Origin of the sequence: Streptomyces sp. NBC_00631 (assembly GCF_045206895.1) — a bacterium.
GTDB lineage: Bacteria > Actinomycetota > Actinomycetes > Streptomycetales > Streptomycetaceae > Streptomyces.
Genome location: NZ_CP107734.1, coordinates 1,009,811 through 1,027,053, shown reverse-complemented (window position 1 = coordinate 1,027,053; position 17,243 = coordinate 1,009,811). Strand labels below are relative to the sequence as shown.

14 protein-coding genes are annotated in these 17,243 nt (G+C 72.1%); 5 read left to right on the top strand and 9 right to left on the bottom strand.

The genetic code is table 11. The features are described from left to right. Positions 1-14: 14 nt before the first annotated feature. The 3 genes from OHB00_RS04825 to OHB00_RS04815 all read right to left on the bottom strand — a co-directional run bounded on the left by OHB00_RS04825 (position 15) and on the right by OHB00_RS04815 (position 1,802). Complete coding sequence (locus tag OHB00_RS04825) at positions 15-401, bottom strand: DUF4440 domain-containing protein (protein ID WP_406431563.1); 387 nt, start codon at positions 399-401, stop codon at positions 15-17. A gap of 52 nt (positions 402-453) precedes the next feature. Continuing rightward, positions 454-873 (bottom strand): Zn-ribbon domain-containing OB-fold protein, encoded by a 420-nt coding sequence (locus OHB00_RS04820; protein WP_406431561.1) that lies wholly within the window; start codon positions 871-873, stop codon positions 454-456. Between the two features lie 185 nt (positions 874-1,058). Then, positions 1,059-1,802: a TetR family transcriptional regulator gene (locus tag OHB00_RS04815; RefSeq protein ID WP_406431559.1), complete on the bottom strand. Its 744-nt coding sequence runs from the start codon at positions 1,800-1,802 to the stop codon at positions 1,059-1,061. A gap of 183 nt (positions 1,803-1,985) precedes the next feature. Here OHB00_RS04815 and OHB00_RS04810 point away from each other — a divergent pair, with 183 nt between their 5' ends. Further along, positions 1,986-2,753 carry a peptidoglycan-binding protein gene (locus OHB00_RS04810; RefSeq protein ID WP_406431557.1) on the top strand — a complete coding sequence of 256 codons (768 nt, stop codon included), beginning with the start codon at positions 1,986-1,988 and terminating at the stop codon, positions 2,751-2,753. A gap of 249 nt (positions 2,754-3,002) precedes the next feature. On the opposite strand, the gene OHB00_RS04805 is transcribed toward OHB00_RS04810, so the two are convergent. From OHB00_RS04805 to OHB00_RS04780, 6 genes are all read right to left on the bottom strand, one after another. After that, a complete protein-coding gene (locus OHB00_RS04805) occupies positions 3,003-5,357 on the bottom strand; it encodes a SpoIIE family protein phosphatase (RefSeq protein ID WP_406431555.1) in 2,355 nt (784 codons plus the stop codon). Between the two features lie 84 nt (positions 5,358-5,441). Further along, a complete protein-coding gene (locus OHB00_RS04800; RefSeq protein ID WP_406431553.1) occupies positions 5,442-5,825 on the bottom strand; it encodes a hypothetical protein in 384 nt (127 codons plus the stop codon). A gap of 412 nt (positions 5,826-6,237) precedes the next feature. Further along, positions 6,238-7,161 (bottom strand): MurR/RpiR family transcriptional regulator, encoded by a 924-nt coding sequence (locus OHB00_RS04795; RefSeq protein WP_406431551.1) that lies wholly within the window; start codon positions 7,159-7,161, stop codon positions 6,238-6,240. Positions 7,162-7,339: 178 nt separating this feature from the next. Then, on the bottom strand, positions 7,340-9,031 hold the full coding sequence (locus OHB00_RS04790) for a phospholipid carrier-dependent glycosyltransferase (RefSeq protein WP_406445614.1): 1,692 nt from the start codon (positions 9,029-9,031) through the stop codon (positions 7,340-7,342). A gap of 91 nt (positions 9,032-9,122) precedes the next feature. After that, positions 9,123-11,054 (bottom strand): phosphatase PAP2 family protein, encoded by a 1,932-nt coding sequence (locus OHB00_RS04785; RefSeq protein ID WP_406431549.1) that lies wholly within the window; start codon positions 11,052-11,054, stop codon positions 9,123-9,125. A 291-nt stretch (positions 11,055-11,345) separates the two neighbouring features. After that, on the bottom strand, positions 11,346-12,251 hold the full coding sequence (locus OHB00_RS04780) for an N-acetylglucosamine kinase (protein WP_406431547.1): 906 nt from the start codon (positions 12,249-12,251) through the stop codon (positions 11,346-11,348). 323 nt (positions 12,252-12,574) lie between these two features. Here OHB00_RS04780 and OHB00_RS04775 point away from each other — a divergent pair, with 323 nt between their 5' ends. From OHB00_RS04775 to OHB00_RS04760, 4 genes are all read left to right on the top strand, one after another. Further along, positions 12,575-13,708: an ROK family transcriptional regulator gene (locus tag OHB00_RS04775; protein WP_406431545.1), complete on the top strand. Its 1,134-nt coding sequence runs from the start codon at positions 12,575-12,577 to the stop codon at positions 13,706-13,708. Positions 13,709-13,983: 275 nt separating this feature from the next. Next, a complete protein-coding gene (locus OHB00_RS04770; RefSeq protein ID WP_406431543.1) occupies positions 13,984-15,306 on the top strand; it encodes an extracellular solute-binding protein in 1,323 nt (440 codons plus the stop codon). A 123-nt stretch (positions 15,307-15,429) separates the two neighbouring features. Continuing rightward, positions 15,430-16,344, top strand: a complete 915-nt coding sequence (locus OHB00_RS04765; RefSeq protein ID WP_406431541.1) for a carbohydrate ABC transporter permease — start codon at positions 15,430-15,432, stop codon at positions 16,342-16,344. Then, a complete protein-coding gene (locus OHB00_RS04760; RefSeq protein WP_406431539.1) occupies positions 16,341-17,243 on the top strand; it encodes a carbohydrate ABC transporter permease in 903 nt (300 codons plus the stop codon). Before OHB00_RS04765 ends, OHB00_RS04760 begins: the two co-directional genes overlap by 4 nt.

Genomic DNA, 17,243 nt, shown 5'->3' with positions numbered 1-17,243 from the left:
CCGGTCCCGCCGCGCTACTCGACGCCGGGCGGTACGAGGGTGGCGTGGTGGTAGTACATCCGCCAGCCGCTCGCCTCGTCGCGCCGGCGCCACAGTGAGCTGTGCCGGGAGCGGCGGTCGCCCAGGCGGGCCTCGAAGGTCACCTGCACCAGCCCCGGAGCGAGGACGACGCCGGTCATGCCGGCGGGCTCGTAGCGCGGGCCGTTCTTCGACGCGCCCGGCTTGTCCGGCAGTTCGGCGAGCACCTGCTCGTACGTGTACCGGCGGCCGGACGCGCCCACCTCCACGAACTCCGGGTCCAGCAGCTCGCCCGCCAGCTCCCGGGAGGCGCGCACCTCGGGATCCAGGAGCCGCAGCTCGCCCGCGACGGCGGCCGCGACCTGGGCTGATTCATCGCTCATGGGCTCATCCTCGCCCAGGGTCCCGGCCGCCGGGCAACCGGATTTCCGACCGTCAGCTCCAGGCGCGGTACGGCTCGTCGAGCAGCTGGAAGACCGGCTCGCCCCGCACGGGGTCCTTGGCGGTGGAGAGCTTGACCCGGTCGCCGCTGTGGATGCCGATCGGCGGGCCCATGACCCGGCCCCGCACCACGAACCCCTCGGCCATCTCGATCAGGGAGACGTTGCGCGCGGCGGGCGTGTTGCGGTGCACCACCGTCGAGTGGCGCACCGTCCCCGTGCCCTCGCTGCGCTCCGTCCGCAGCTCGCTGCCCTGGCAGACCGGACACAGCAGCCGGTGGTACATCGCGGTGCCGCACCAGGTGCAGCGCTGGTAGACGATGGCGTCCCTGACGCGCTCCGCGGGCGCGGGGTCGAGAACGCCCGTCGCGAATCCGACCGCCGACTGCGCGGCGCTCGTCGAGTGGTGGTACACGCTGGTCAACTCCCTGCGCTCGCCCGGAATCCCGCGTGTCCGGACCCGGCCGGGCACGCCTGTGCCCGGTTCGCGGTGCCACCGTGCACGCCGAAAGAGTATGGCACTCAGTGTCAGTCGTAAAGGCACTGCGTACCCCCAATATGGATTTCTCGAATCTCAGGCACGGCTCTTGTGCGTGGCTCTCAGCCTCGGCCGAACGCGGTCTCGATCTCCTGCACCACCCGCCACAGCGGGGCGTCGCGCCGTGAGACCAGGACGACCACGTCGTCCGGGTGTTCCACCGGGCCGCCGAACAGCGCGGCCGACGTCCCGCCCGCGGCGGGCGCGGCGGGCTCGGTGCCGAACGCGGCCTGCACGTACCCGAGGGCGTGGTCGACCGTCTCGTCCGGGTTGCCGCGTCCGTCCGAACGCAGCCAGGAGCGGAGCGCGTTGTTGTGCGCCGCCACCACGGCCGCCGCGATCACGTCCGCGCGCAGCGTCCCGTCCGGGCGGCCGGCGCAGCGGCCGCGCAGGTAGTCGGCGAGCGCCCGCTCGTAGCGCCACACCACCGACAGCTCGTACGCGCGCAGCCCCGGGACCTGCTTGGTGAGCCGGTAGCGCTGCACGGAGAACGTGGGGTTCTCGGCGTACATCCGCAGCACCAGCCGCGCCGCGTCGCACACCCGCCGCACCGGCTCGCACTCGGGGTCGCCCGCCGCCAGGAAGTCGGTCATGTCGGACAGACACCCCTCGTGGTCGGGGAAGACCACGTCCTCCTTGGACGGGAAGTAGCGGAAGAACGAGCGCCGTCCCACTCCGGCGAGGGCCACGATGTCGTCGACGGTCGTCTGCTCGTAACCGCGCTCCAGGAAGAGCCGGAAGGCCGCCGCGACCAGGGCGTCCCGCATGGGCGGCTTGGCGGGCGGTGCCACGCTGCTGGAGCTCATGGACGCGAACGTAGCATTCCGTCCGCCTTCTGGCACTCAGTGCCCTAGACCGGGGGACTGAGTGCTCACCACCCGTCCCCGGCGCGGCTCGCGCCGCCGGACTGAACCGGTGGGCCGGTCCTGCCGTATGTGTTCTCGGGGATCGCGGGCACCCGTGCCCACGGCAGGTGGAAGGAGAGCAGTGTGTCGACACCGCCCGACCCTGAACAGCCGCACCGCGGACCGGTGCTGGAACCGGTCCGGGTCCTGCGCCCGCGCCGCCTGGACACCCTCGCGGAGCTGATGCGCGAGTTCCACGAGGGGGCGCAGGCCGACGCGAAGGCGAGGGCGCCGAAGAGCCGTGGCCCCGCGGACTTCGAGGCCTTCGACGCGGCCCCCGCTCCCGGCACCGGGGCCTTCGGCTCCGGCACGGAGGACGAGACCCAGGAGCTGCCGCCCGTCACCGACGGCCCGCGCACCGCGCCCGGCGGCCGCGGTCACGGCTACGGCCACGGGCCGGGCGCCGCCCCGTCCCGTGCCTTCGGGTTCGGACCGGGACTGCGCCGGGCCGCCGTCGTGGTGGCCGTGGGCGCGGCCGCCCTGGTCGGCTTCGGCTGCGCCCTGCTGCTGCCCGGCCGTGAGGGCACCGCCGAGGCCGCCCAGCCGTCCGAGTCCGCCACCACGGCACCGGCCACCACCCCGCCGGCCTCCGACACCTCCACCGACCCCGACGGCGCCGGCACCCTCCGCCAGGGCGACACCGGGCCCGAGGTGGTCGAGCTGGAGCAACGCCTTCTGCGTATCCCGGACGTCTACCACGGCGGCTCCACCAGCGGCACCTACGACGCGGCCCTGACGGCGGCCGTGGAACGCTTCCAGGTCTGGTACGGCATCAGCGGCGACGAACGCGGTGTCTACGGCGACGACACCCGGCGCGCCCTGGAGTCCCGCACCAGCCTCACCGACGGCTGACCGGCGGGTTCGGACGGCGGCCAGTGGATCAGGAAGGCACCGGGAACATGCGACGGGCAGACGTCACGACGGCCGGCCGGCGGCCGCCGCGTGCCGCCGCCCGCCCACCGGACGCCCGCGAGGGCCGAGCCGACGAACGGCTCCCGCGTCCCGGCCCGCTTCTGTCCGCCGCGTTCCTGCCGGTCCTGGTGGCGGCCCTGACGCCGGACCGCTCCGGAACTGGCTCCACCGCGACGACCGGCGATCCGGCTACTCCTCGCCCGCCAGCGGCACCCGGATGTCCAGCACGCACACGTCGTCGCGCCGTTCGCCCGTCAGCATCGCCGCGAGGAGGGCGTCCAGGGAGGCGGGACCGGCGGCGAGGGCGGCCTCGGCCAGGCGGTCCAGCCCGGCGTCGATGTCCTCACCGGGCCGTTCCACCAGGCCGTCGGTGTACAGCAGCAGCCGGTCGCCCGGCTCCAGCCGGAACTCGGCGGACTCGTAGACCGGGTCCGCGCTGGCGCCGAGCAGCATGCCGGCCGGACGGTCCAGGCGGTAGGCCTTGCCCCCGCGCACCAGCAGGGGCGGTGGGTGACCCGCCTGGGCCCAGGCGAGCCGGCGCTCGGCGGGCTCGTAGCGGGCGAGGACCAGGGTCGCGGTGGACTGGGCGTCGCGCGAGTGCAGGAGCAGGAAGTTGAGCCGGGCCAGCGCTCCGGTCAGGGAGGATCCGGTGGTCACCATGCCCTTCGCGGTGAACCGCAGCTGGGCCATCGTGGCGACGGCGTCGACGCCGTGGCCCGCCACGTCGCCGATCACGAACAGCGCCGCCTCGTCGGGCAGTTCGATGGCACTGAACCAGTCACCGCCGACATGCACCCCCGCCTGGGCGGGCAGATAGGCGACCTCGACGCGCAGCCCGCGCAGCCGCACCGGCCTGCTGGGCAGTGGCAGCAGCGCGTGTTGCAACCGGGCGGCCAGCGCGCGCTCCGCCTCCAGGACGCCGCGCTGCGTGAGGATCGCGCGCTCGCTGTCCACCAGGGCGAGTTCGGCGCTGCGCTGCGCCGTGAGGTCCTGCACGAAGCCGTGCACCTCGACGACCGTGCCGTCGGGCGCGGTCACCGCCTCCGCGACGGCCCGCAGATGCCGTACGTCGTTCGCGGACCTGATCCGGAACGGCACGTCGAACTGGCGGCCGGTGCGGGCGAGTTCGGAGACGGCACGGGCCAGTGCGTGGGCGTCCTCGGGCAGCACCAGGTCCGGCAGCAGGTCCAGTGGCACCGCTCCGCGGTTCGGGTCGCGGCCCAGGATGGTGTACACCTGGGACGACCAGTTGACCTGGCGGGTGACCAGGTTCCAGTTGGCCCAGCCGAGGTTGCCCAGCCGCTGCAGCTCCGACAGCCGCTGCTCCTGCCGCTCCTCCGTGTCGTGCCGCAGCCAGGTCACCAGCAGTCCGTCGCCGAGCCGGGCGGCACGCACCGAGTAGGTGGCCGACACGGTCACGCCCGCGAGAATCTCCTCGTAGACGAACGGCTCGCCCTCGTACGGCTCTCCGTCGAGCGCCTGCAGGTATCCCTGCCACAGCGCCTCGCCGGCGACCGAGGGGTAGCTCTCCAGGATGTGCGAGCCCACCAGCTCGTGGCCGGTGCGGCCGAGGATGTCGACCGCGGTCGGGGTGGCCGCCTCGATGCGGTAGTCCTCCACCTCGCCGCCGGCGCTGCGCAGCGGGGTCAGCAGGACCGTCGCTCCCGGCAGGGCGTCCAGTACCGTCTGGACCGACCGGGACAGCTCCGAGGCCACCGGCTCGGCAGGGGCGCCGAGGGCGCTGAGCCGGCCGGCGCTCAGCCGGGCGACGGACTGCAGCAGTTCGCGGTCGGCGAGGTCGAAGGCGGCCGCCGGCCGACGCAGGACGCCGAGGACCAGGTCGCCACGGGCAGGTACCCACGCCCGGGACAGCCAGCGCCCGGTCGGCTCGTCGATGAGCTGGAAGGTCTGCCGGTCCTCGGTGAAGTGCTCCAGCCAGAGCGGCTTGCCGGCCCTCAGCGCCTCCAGCGGGGCGATCCCCTGCAACGGCGGTACCTGGTGCCACTGGGCGGCGAGCGTCGCGTCCAGCCCCGCGTGCCCGACGAGTCCGAGCCCGTCGCCGGGCAGCCGCCGGTAGAGCAGCACCGCGTCGGCGTCGACCTGCGGCGCCAGGTGCTCAAGGAGCGTCGCGCCCAGCTCCTGCGGGGAACCGACGGTCAGCAGGGCCTTGCCGAGGCGGCCGAGGAACTCGGCGGCGTCGGACGCCGCGGGCGACTCGCGGGGCACGGCCGCGGCGGGCGGTTCGGTGGCGGGGGTCCCGGTGGCGGGCGCGGCGGGCATCAGGGCGCCGAGGGTGAGCCAGCTCTCCTCAAGCAGCGTGCGGCCACCCGCCTCGGCCCGTTGCAGCAGGGCCTCGTGCGCGGCGTCGGGGGAGCAGCCCGTGGCGGCCATCAGGGCCCCCTTCGCCCGCTCCACCGCCGCGGACGTGGCCGCCGCCTCCCGCAGCCGGTCCAACTCGGCGCGCTGCCTGGCCACGATCCTCGCCAGCGCTGCCAGCTCGGCGACGGCACCGGTGTCCAGGGAAGGCACGTACTCGCTCGTCACGGGTCGAGCATGGCACAGGAAGGGGCCTCCGATCACACTGGTGCCCGAACCGTGAAGGATATGGGCATCGGTGAACGGGTATGGTCAGCGGCCTGTGCTGTGTCCGACGAGCGCCTCGGTGACCGCGCGGACGCTGCGGGCGATGTGCTGCAGCTGCATGACCTCCGCCGCGTACAGCTTGATGGTGTGCTCGATGACCGACTCCGGCAGACCCAGCAGGGGCAGTTCGGCGCGCGCGGTCTGCAGCGCCGTGCGCGCCACCCGGACCTCGTGCTGGACCTGGATCTGCGCGTGCCGGGCGAGCAGGACGGGGTGCCGGATCAGCGCCGGGTAGCTGGCGTAGCGGGCCGGGACCAGTTCGCGCAGCCACTTCGTGGCGGAGCGCTCCCAGTCGTAACTGCCCGGTGCCTTGACCTGGCAGGGCCAGTCGGGGCTGATGCGCGCGGTCGTCGTCAGAGTCATGATCATCGCTTCCGGGTGTGCGGCGTCGTGAGGGTGACCGACGGAGGTCTGGGCGGCTCCGGCCTAGGGGATGGCCGGAGCCGCCGCGGGCGAATCGCGCAGGCGATGCCCGTTCGAACACCCCGGGCGCCGACGCGGGTAGGAGACGGCGGCTGGGGGTGCCCGTGCGAGGCCCCGCGCGTCGGCCGCCGGCACTGCGGATGGTGCTGCGTGCGCATGGGCGGTCCGTCGGCTTTCTCGGGGCGGGTGCGAGCGGTGCGTCCTCGGGTGCGGAACGTGCCCGGAGTGGGCCGGGGGTGATCCGTGAGCAGTATTTATATATGCCGTCCGGTTTGCAAGACGTATGAAAACATTCATGCGCGAAATGAGGTGAATACTCCCCCTACGAGGCCATGCGGAGGGAGGCCGGATCCCGGGTTCAGTCCTTGAGGAAGAACTGGTGCTCCTCGGCGACCTGCTCGTACTCCTCCAGGCGCGCCTGGGTGCGTTCCGGGTCGGCGTCGGTCATCGCCTGGAGCAGCGCGGCGGCCATCAGACCGGGTGCCGCGTAGGTGTCGAAGACCAGGCGGGACCCGATGCCGGTGCTGAAGGTGACGTCCGCCTCGTCGGCCAGCGCGCCGAGCGCCAGGTCGGTCACCAGCGCCACCCGCAGGCCCGCGGTGCGCGCCACCCGGATCGCGGTCAGCGTCTCCTGTGCGTGCCGCGGCATCCCGAACGCCAGCACCCAGGTGCCGCCCGCCTCGCGCGACTGCAGCAGCGCGTCGTAGGCCACACTGCCGCCCCGGGTCACCAGCCGAACGTCGGGATGGATACGGCGGGCGGCGTAGGCGAAGTACTCGGCCAGCGAGACGGAGATACGCAGGCCGAGCACGGTCAGCGGGGACGACTGGGAGAGCTCGCGGCCGATCCAGATCACCCGGTCCGGGTCGGCGAAGTCGCGCCGCAGATTCTCCAGGTTCTCGATCTCGGCGTCGACGGCGGCCTGGAGCTCGTTGCTGCGGTGCTCGGTGGCGGCCCCGGTGCCGCCGGCCAGGGTGCGCAGCGCGATCGACTGGAGCCGCTCCCGCAGCGCGGGGTAGCCGCTGAAGCCGACCGCCCCCGCGAACCGGGTCACCGACGGCTGGCTGACCCCGACCCGCTCGGCCAGGTCGGTGATCGACAGGAAGGCCGCCTCGGTGATGTGGTCGATCAGGTACTGGGCGATGCGGCGCTGACCGGGGGAGAGCCGGGGGCCGTCGAAGAGCTCGCGGAGCTGGGAGGTGGGCGCGGCCTCGGCCTCCGGCACCGTTTTGCCCGAGGTGATGGCGGATGCCTGTGCGCGGGCCTGCTGCGGCGATGGCACCGAAGCGCCTCCTTTGTCTCCCACGAGGACTCAACATAGCTCACGGACCGTGGTGACCAGGGGTGGTGCGGTACGCCGGACCGTCCCGGCGGCCGAAGGCCCAGGATGCGGAGCCGGCACCGGGATTGCGCTGCTCACCGGCGACGGATGCGGTGGTCGTCGCCGGCGGATCGTGCGGTCACCGCCGGTAGATGGTGATCGAATGACCCACATCATCGATCGGACGGCTGGTGTCGATCAATTCCGCGAGTTCGCCCCGGGCCTTGGCGGCCCACGAGTCCGAGACCACCAGCAGACCGTGCACCCTCCCGGCCGGCACCTTGCGGGGGTCGGCGGCGTGGATGCCGTAGTACCCCGGGACGCCACTTCCCTTGTAGACCAGCCAGATCCGCTCGCCCGGATAGCGCTCCTTGAGCCGGTCGGCGAGCCGGCCCAGGTCCTGCCCCCAGTCCACGTTGGAGTCGTGCAGCCACAGATGCGTCTTCGCCGGCCCCCCGAACGCCTCGTTGGCGTACGGCAGATAGAAGGGGAACGTGCGCAGCGAGCTCACCGCGACGAACAGCACCAGCGCCCCGCCCACCGGCCGCGCCCACCGCCTGCGCACCGTCAGGACCGCGGCGCCGGCCACCGCGAGGAACATCGGCATGAAGACCGCGTACCGGGTTCCGAAGTCCCGTGACCCGGTCATCGCCGAGGCCAGCAGCACGGCGGGCGGCAGCAGCAGGTACGGCGCGGCCGGCCGCAGCCGCCGTACCGCCACCAGCGCGACGGCACCTGCCGCCCACAGCGCAAGCATGCCGAGCGGGGTCTTCACCAGCAGGGCGGCCGGCAGGTAGTACCAGCGGGAGCCGGTGTAGAGGTGCCCGAACAGGTACCCCTGCCAGGGGAGGTCCTCCAGGGCGAACTGCATCCGCATGCCGTCCCGGTAGGACCGGGGAAAGGGCATCAGGTCGACCAGGAGGCCGCGCAGCCCGTGGACGGCCGGGACGGGCGCGGCGGACAGGAGACGCAGCCGGGGATCGACCGCCAGATAGGAGAGCCACACGACGGCGACCGCGGTCACCGCCACCACGGCCGCGGCCGCCAGGGCGCGCAGCACACGGCCCGGACGCGCACCCCACACCGCCACCACCGCCAGCGCCACCAGCACCGGGATCGCGGGCAGCGCGCTCATCTTGGTCGCCACCGAGGCTCCCGACGCGGCTCCCGCCAGGGGCAGATACAGCCGGGGCCGGCGCCGGGCCCGCCACACCAGCCAGGCGGACGTCAGCACGAACCCGGCCGACGGCACGTCCAGGGTGGCCAGCGAGCCGTGCGCGATGACGTCCGGGGAGAAGCAGTACAGGGCGAGCGCCAGGAGCCCGGCCGCCGTACCGAGGACCTCGCGGGCGAAGGCGAGGACGACCAGACCGAACAGCAGCGTCAGCACGATCACCGGCAGCCGTGCCCAGAGCATCACCCGCCAGGGGTCGTTGCCCGACGAGTACAGCAGATGCCGGCCCACCTGCCCCTGGTCGCCCCGGTACGACGGGTCGTAGTGCGGGTCGGCGACGGCGATGCCGGCCATGATGACGAGCTTGCCGAGCGGCGGGTGCTCGGCGTTGTAGCGCACCCGGTGCTCGTGCAGGTAGTCGGTGGCCGTGGCCACGTAGACGGGCTCGTCGATGGTGGGCGTCTGCTGGACCGCGGTGGTCACCATCGCCACCGCCATCTGGGCGAGCAGCAGCACCGCGAGGACCGGCACCAGCCACCGGCGCCGGGCGCGCAGGGCCGCGGTCAGCCGGGCCGCGGGCCGGGGGAGGGGCCCGGGGCCGTCGGGGACGTGGGGGACGTCGGGTTCGAGGACCGACTGCTGTTCGCTTGCCATCATCCGCCCCGCGGGGACACCGGGCCCGCGGTGACGGGAACGATCACGAGCCACCATGGGCCCTACTGTCGCATCGCTCCCGCCACCGGGCGCGTCACCGCTTCACGAGTCGTACCGACAGGCCTTCTGCCGTGTACACGGGTACGGCTCGCAGGGTGGCGGAGTTCAGCTCCACCGTGTCGAACTGTCCGCGCAGCCGCGGTGCGGCGACGACCGGGAGGGTGCTGCCCGCGGCCGGCGGGTGCTCGGTGCCGAGGTTCAGGGACAGGGCGCTGCCCCGGCCGAGGACGGCCAGGTGCTTCACCGTCAGCGGCGCCTTGCTGCCCTTGGCCAGAGTGACCTCCAGGGTGCCCGCGTCCTGCGTGTAGGTGCCGCGCACGAACAGCTCCTGGGCGACCCGCAGGGTGCCGGCCGAGACCCGCACGTCACCGCGGCCAAGGGCGTCCTCGGCGGCGGCCACCAGAGTGCCGGCGGCCAGCACGGTGCCGCCCCGGTAGCGGTTGCTGCCGGTCAGGGTCAGCGTGCCGGTGCCCTTCTTGGTCAGACCGCCGTGACCGTCGATGTCGTTGCGCCAGCTGTCGGCCGCCGCGAAGCCGCCGGCCGCCGCGTCCAGGGTGACCGTGACGTCCGCGTCGAAGGCGCCGTAGCCGTCCGCCGCGGCGAACAGGTTGAGGCGGCCCCACTGCTCCGGGCCGTCCAGCAGCACGTACCCGGAGGGCAGACCGGTGGTGCGCAGCACCTCGCGCCGCTGGTCGGCGGACAGGTACGGCTGACGGGTCTCCAGCAGCACCTCGGCGCCCTTGGGCACGGTGAGCGGGAGGTCGCGGCCCTCCCGGTCCAGGATGTACGTCAGCCGGGGCGTGGCCGCGCGCTCGGTGGCCTCGCGGTCGGCGTACGGGTCGGTCGCGACGTCGGCCGAGTGGGCGTAGGCGTACAGGGTGTCGGCGGTGGTGCCGGTCTGCGCCTCGAAGTAGGCGAGGGCCTGGGCGCGGGCGGCCGCCTTCAGGTCGGCGTTGGCCGGGTCGGCGAGGGTGGCGGCGGCCAGGGCGGTGGCCATGATGCGGCCGCCGATCACGTCGACCGTGTTGTGCATACCGGCGATGATGCGGGTGTCGCTGAGCTCCAGGGCACGGGCGACCAGCTCCTGGAAGCGCTCCGGCACCGCGTACGCGTAGGCCAGGCCCGCCAGGTGGAAGGCGTTGGTGTGGCCGGACGGGAAGCCGCCGTCGTCGGTGGGGGAGGTGCCGCGCTGGCGCAGCAGCTGCGGAGCCACGACCACGTCGGACTCGTAGACCGGGAAGCCGTACGCGTCGGTCGTGCCGGTGTCGACGACCTCGCTGTCCTCGTTCATGCGCCACGGACGCGGGTACTGGTAGGCGTACTTGGACGGGTTGCCGGACGCGTAGTTGCCGCGCACGGTGTCGACCAGGGTGGCCACCTTGCCCAGCGCCGAGTCGTGCGAGCCGGCACCGAGCGCCGAGCCCGCCGGGGCGCCCGCGGGGACGGCGTCGCTGATGGTGGTGGCGGGCGTGCCGTCGGGCGCGCTGGTGATCGAGGTGACCGCGAGGGAACCGGCCCTGTACAGGTCGGCGAGCGGGCCGAGACCCGCGATCATCGCGTAGCTCTGGTGCTGGCGGTCGTAGAGGAACGCCTTCTTCGCGTCGGCGGCGCTGCGCTTCCTGGTGATCTTGGCGCAGTAGCGCATGTTGGCGCGGAGGACGTCGGCGCGCAGCACGGCACCGGTGTTCCAGGCGGAACCGGTCTTCCAGACCTGCGCGAAGCCGCCGAGGATGCGGACCACCGCGTTGGTGTCGGCGGTCAGGTTGGTGCTGATGTTCGTCTTGTAGTCGTCGACGAACGCCAGGGCCGTCGCGGCCTTGGCGTCGGCGGCCGCGAGCCAGCCGACGAAGGTCGGGGCCGCCAGCACACCCGCCGACGCGCCGAGCGAGGTCTTCAGGAATCCCCGTCGGCCGACGGCGAGTCCACGGGCCGGAGAAGCGGGGTGGTGCCCGGCAGGTGACGGCATGGAGGTGCCTCTCTTCAGTTCTACGGCGCGGCGGCCGGAGGGAGTGGGCACGAACCCCCGGTGCGCGCGATGTGCGTGAGCGGGTGGGTTCGCGTGGGAAAAGTGTCGAACGAGCGAAGTTCTAAGACCGGTCCGTGTCCCGGCGGCCATGCTCCAACGACCGGAACATGGACCGTAGTTGAACGGCAGCCCAGTGGTTCACAGGAAGAACCCGCCGGGACCTGCGCGTTCGCCGCGTCGAACGGCCCGTGGGCCGGGCGCACGGAACCGGACGGGCCGCGGACGGGTTTCTCACAGGATCGAACGCGCCAGCGCCACCGCTCCCTCGACCGGCGGAAGCCGCAACGGCTGCGGCCGGGCTCCGGGTACGGCCTCGGCGAGCGCGGCCGCGAAGGCGTCGTACAGGCGCGGCTGGGAGAGGATCGTGCCGCCGGCGACCACCACGTCGTCCACGGCGAGACCGCGGGCGGCGAGCCGGGTCACCAGGCCCGCGAGGGCCCGGCCGCCGTCGGCTATCACGTCGGCGGCGAGCCGGGAGCCCGCGTCGGCCGCGGCGAAGAGCACCGGGGCGTGCCGGCCCCACTGGGCGGAGACGTCGGAGGCGCTCTCCAGCGCGGCGCCGAGTGCGGGCACCTCGGCCACCTCGAACGCGGCGACGAGCCCCTTCGCGAGGGCGTCGGGGGCCTCGCCGCGGTCATGGGCGGCCCAGACGGCGCGGGCGGCCTCCCGGACGAGCCCGGCGGCGCCGCCCTCGTCACCGAGGACCGCACCCCAGCCGCCCACCTGCACGGGGCTGCCGTCGGCCGCCCGGCCCACGGCCACCGAGCCGGTGCCGGCCACCAGGCCGACGCCCTTGTCCAGGCCGGCGGCGGGGACGAGGAGCTCGGCGTCGCCCACCACCCGGACAGGCACGTGGAGGAGGTCCCGCAGCGCGGCGGCGATGCCGGAGCACTGGCGGGGGGTCTCACAGGCGTGCCCGCCGACGGCCAGGGCGGCCGGGCGGGTGCCGGGGGGAAGGGCGTCGTGCACGAGCGCGGTCAGCCAGCGGGCCGCGGCGGCGGAGTCGTGCGGCCGCCAGCCGCTGCTCGCGCGGACGTGGTCGGCGACCCGGTCCACGCCGGCGAGGGCGCGGAGCTGGGTCTTGGTGCCGCCCACGTCGATACCGACCACGAGCGGGGAAGAAGGAGCGTCCTGCACGGATCCTCTTTCGTCGTCTGGGCGAACAGCGCCGAAGAGCCTGGCACTGTGCTGCGACGGCGGGCGAACCGTTTCCGGCCGAACAGGAGTTGGGCAACTAGGGAAGCCCCGGGACGGGCTTCTTGCGGAGCACGGCAGGCGAGTACCGTGTACTTCGTTAGGAAGTTAACTAACGAAGTACAGTGCGTCAAGAGTTGCCGCGGACCCGATCGACGGGACCCTGTCGAGGCCTGAACCGCGCGGCACACCGGCACCGCATCGCCGCATCCCACGACACCCGGGGAGCGCGGCCCCTGACCCCTGGGGGAACTGTGGAACACGTCGTGGCTGAGGCCCCCCGGCTCACCGAGAGCGCGGGCGCGGTCTTCGCCGTGCTGGCCCAGGCCGGCAGCGCCACCCGGCCGCAGCTCGCGAGCCTCGCCGGCCTGTCCAAGCCGACGGTCTCCGCCGCCGTCGCGGAACTGGAGGGGGCGCGGCTGGCCACCCACTCGGGCACCGCCTCCAGCGGCACCGGCCGCTCCGCCGCCGTCTACGGCCTCGGACCGGCCTCCGGCTCGGTCCTCGCCGTCGACCTCGGACCGTCCCGCACCAGGGTCCGCGGCTGCGCCCTGGACGGCACCCTGCTCGCCGAGGCGGACACCCCTCGCACCCGGGCCGCCGACGCCGTCCGCGAGGCCCTGGCCGCGCTGCCCGCCGGGGCCCCGCTGCGGGCCATCGTCGTCGCCATCGGTGATGTCACCGCCGCCGACCGGGCGGGCGCCGGGATGCGCCCGGCGACCGCCAAGGCCGGGCCGGTCTTCGACGCGGTCTCCGTCGCCCTGCCGCCGGGGGTGCCCGTCCACCTGGAGAACAACGTGAACTGCGCGGCCCTCGCCGAGCTCCACGAGGGCGCCGCCCGTGGCCGGCACACCTTCGGCTACCTGCGGATCGGCGTCGGTATCGGTCTGGGCATCGTCATCGGCGGCCATGTGCTGCGCGGCGCCAACGGCGCGGCCGGTGAGCTCGCCCGGCTGCCCTACCCCTGGGACGACGACCGTGAGCCCCGCCAGGAGGCACTGGAGGCCTACGTCGGCTCGCACGCCCTGCTGCGCCGTGCCGCCGAGGTCTGGCGGGAGGCCGACGGTCCGTGCCCGCGCACCGCCGACCGGCTCTTCGCGCTGGCGGCCCAGGGCCGGGAGCCCGCCCTTGCCGTGGTCGCCCGGCACGCCGCCGACGTGGGCCGGCTGGCCGCCGCGGTGGCCGCCGTACTGGACCCGGGGCTGATCGTCCTGGGCGGCAGCACCGGCGCGGATCCCCAGCTCCTGGCCGGGGTGCGGGCCGAGCTGGGGCGGCTGAGCTGGCCCACCGAGGTGGTCAGCAGCCAGATCGGCGATCTCGGTACCGTGGTGGGTGCCGCCCGGCTCGCCGTGGCCAAGGGAGTCCAAACCGTGACCGAAGGCGCGCAGGTGAAGGATTGACGGCCTCCATAGTGGTCTGCCAATGTCCGGACAAGCGCTTTCTAAGTCGGCCGGGACGCCGGCTTGGGGTGAGCCTCCCAGCCCGTACACGACGTACGGCAACCGCACGAGGGCGTGCCTGTGCGGTGACGGCCAGGACGGCCGGGGATCTCGCCCCGCGTGGACGATGCGGCCGGGCGAGGCCGCACCCCCGGAAAGTGACTTTTCCTTCAAAATGCACCAGTGCCGCCTCAGACGGCGCCGTGCTCCGTCCCTCCGAAGAAATGGGATCGAAGATGACCACTGTGGGTGCGCGGCGCTCTCGCCGACTCGGCCGCGGCGGTATGCGCCGCCTTGTTCCCCTCGCCGCCGCGACCGCGGCAGGTGCCCTGCTGCTCTCTGCCTGCGGATCGGGCTCCGGCTCGGGCGGGACCGCCAAGTCGCTGACGTTCTGGATCTCCACGGTTCCGGGGCAGGACGCGGGCTGGAAGAAGCTGGTGGCGCAGTACAAGAAGGAAACCGGCGTCAACGTCAAGCTCGTCAACATCCCCTACGACGGCTACACGACGAAGCTGCACAACGCCGCGCAGGCGAACTCGCTGCCCGACGTCGCGGACGTGCCGGCCCTCGACCCGATCTGGTCGAACAAGCTGATCGACCTCAGCTCCATCGCCAACAACAAGAGCTACAACATCAACAGCAACTTCCTCGCCAAGGACTCGTCCGGCAAGGTGCTGTCCATCCCCTCGGACGTCACCGCGTCCGGCCTGTTCATCAACAAGACGCTGTTCAAGAAGGCCGGGGTCGCCGTCCCGGCCTCGCCGTCGAACACCTGGACCTGGACCGAGTTCATCGCGGCCGCCGACAAGGTTCGGGAGAAGACCGGCGCCAAGTACTCGCTGACCTTCGACCAGTCGCCGTCCCGGCTGCGCGCCATGGTGTACGAGATGGGCGGCAAGTACGTCCACGCGGACTCCTCCGGCAAGTTCTCGGTGGACGCCGCGACCAAGAAGGCCGTGAACACCTTCGTCGGATGGAACGACGACAAGACCATGCCGAAGTCGGTGTGGACCAGCGGCGCCGACCCGTCCGCCATGTTCCAGAGCGGTGACGTGGTCGCCTACTGGTCCGGCGTCTGGCAGGTCGCCTCCTTCGCGGACAGCATCAAGAAGTTCGACTGGGCCAGCGTCCCGACCCCCGCCCAGCCGGTGCAGGCCAGTGACGTCAACAGCGGCGGCATGATGGTGGGCTTCAACAACAACGGCGCCGCCTCCACCGCCGCGAAGAAGTTCATGTCCTGGGTCTACGACCCGAAGCAGTACACCGAGCTGGTCGAGACCTCCGGCTTCCTCCCGGTCGAGAGCGGCCTGAGCCCGAAGTACCCCTTCACCTCCGACGCGGCGCAGGCGGCCTTCAAGCTGTACAACGAGGAGATCCCGCTCTACGCCCCGATCTCGGGCTACTTCAACAGCGCCCAGACGGCGTGGGTGCTGAAGGGTAAGAGCCTCACCACCGACCCGACCAAGACGGAGCTCGGCAAGGCCGTCAACGGCCAGCAGTCGGCCGACAAGGCCCTGGAGAACATCGTGGCCGGCTACAACCAGCAGGTCGGCGGCTGATCGCAGGCCCCAGGGCCGGGCGGCGGGATCGAGCCCCCGCCGCCCCGCCCTGGCCAACCACGTGATGCCGGGCTCATGGCGTGAGCCCACCGCAATCCATCCCCACAGCACGGAGTCAGGAAGATGACCAAACGCGCCTCGGACGTGTCCGGGAGCCCGCCCGGGCGACGCCGCAGCAAGTACACCTTGGCGCCGCTCGTCCTCATCGCGGCCAACGTCGTGCTCTTCGCACTGTTCTTCGTGTGGCCGGCGGTGATCGGGCTCGTCTACTCCTTCACGAACTACACGGGTGTGGGAGCGTTCCAGTTCGTCGGACTGGACAACTACACGAACCTGTTCGGTGACTCGACCTTCTACGACGCGCTGTTGCGGACGCTGCTGTACACCGTGCTGGTCGTTCCCCTGAACTTCGTGCTCTCGCTCCTCATCGCCAACCTGGTGGTGAGCAAGCAGGCCAAGGGCGCGTCGATCGCCCGTGTCGTCTTCTTCATCCCGTGGCTCATCTCGCCCATCGTCGTCGGTGTCCTGTGGCGGTGGCTGTTCGGTGAGAACTTCGGACTGATCAACTACGTCATCGAGAAGCTCGGCGGGCACGCGATCGCGTGGCAGTCGAACGCGGACCTGTCGCTGGGCGTGGTCGTGATGGCGGGCGCCTGGTGGGGAACGGCCTTCTCGATGCTGCTGTTCATCGCGGCGATCAAGAACGTGCCCACCTCGTACTACGAGGCGGCCTCGCTCGACGGCGCGGGCCCCTGGCGCCAGTTCATCAGCATCACGCTGCCGAGCATCGCGCCGACGTCCTTCATCGTCATCCTCCTCAACACGATCAACGCGATGAAGGAATACCCGCTGTTCGTCTCCCTCAACAACGGCGGACCAGGCACGTCGAACAACCTGCTTGTCCAGTACATCTATCAGACCGGATTCAACCGGGGCCAGATCGGCTACGCGAGCGCCGCGTCGTTCGTGCTCATGCTCATCCTGATGGCCGTCGCGATCATCCAGCTGATCGCCAACCGGCGGATGGAGAACCGATGACAACCACAGACACGCCGCGTCCGGTCGACGCCGGTCGCCGACGGGCCGTCTCCAAGAAGCGGCCTCGCGGGGCGGGCAGCGGGGGGCTCCGGCGCGCGGTACCCGCGACGACACTGATGTGGATCCTGGCCGCCCTCTACGGGCTGCCGGTGCTGTGGTTCGTCCTGAGCTCCTTCAAGCCGGCGGGAGACCTGTTCTCCCTTCCGCTGACGGTTCTTCCGCACCACCCCACCCTGTCGGGCTACAAGGCAGCGTGGGACAGCGCCAATTTCTCCCAGTACTTCATCAACACGGCCCTCGTGTGCGTGATCACGACGATCCTCACGGTGGGCGTCAGCTGCTGCACCGGGTACGCGCTGGCCAAGTACGACAACAAATGGCTCAAGGCCTTCTTCATCTGCATCCTGGCCACCACGATGCTGCCGTCCGAGGTCATGCTCGCCCCGGAGTTCCTGGTGGTCCGTGACCTCGGCCTCTACAACTCGTTCGGCGGCATCATCCTCCCGGCCGTGCTCACCGCGACCGGATGCTTCATGTTCCGCCAGTTCTTCCTGACGGTCCCCGACGAACTCGTCGAGGCCGCCCGCATCGACGGCGCGCGTGAGCTGTCCATCTTCCTGAGGATCATGGTGCCGATCTCCCGGCCCATCATGCTGACCCTCGCCATCCTGTCCTTCCAGTGGCGGTGGAACGACTACATCTGGCCGCTGCTGATGCTCAACGACCCCAACAAGTTCACCGTGCAGATCGGCATCCAGAGTCTCGTCGGGGCGCAGAACATCAACTGGTCGGTGCTGCTGGGCGGATCGGTCATCTCCATGATTCCGCTGATCCTCGTCTTCCTGGTGTTCCAGCGGTACGTCATGAGCGCCGACATCAACGCAGGACTGAAGGACTGA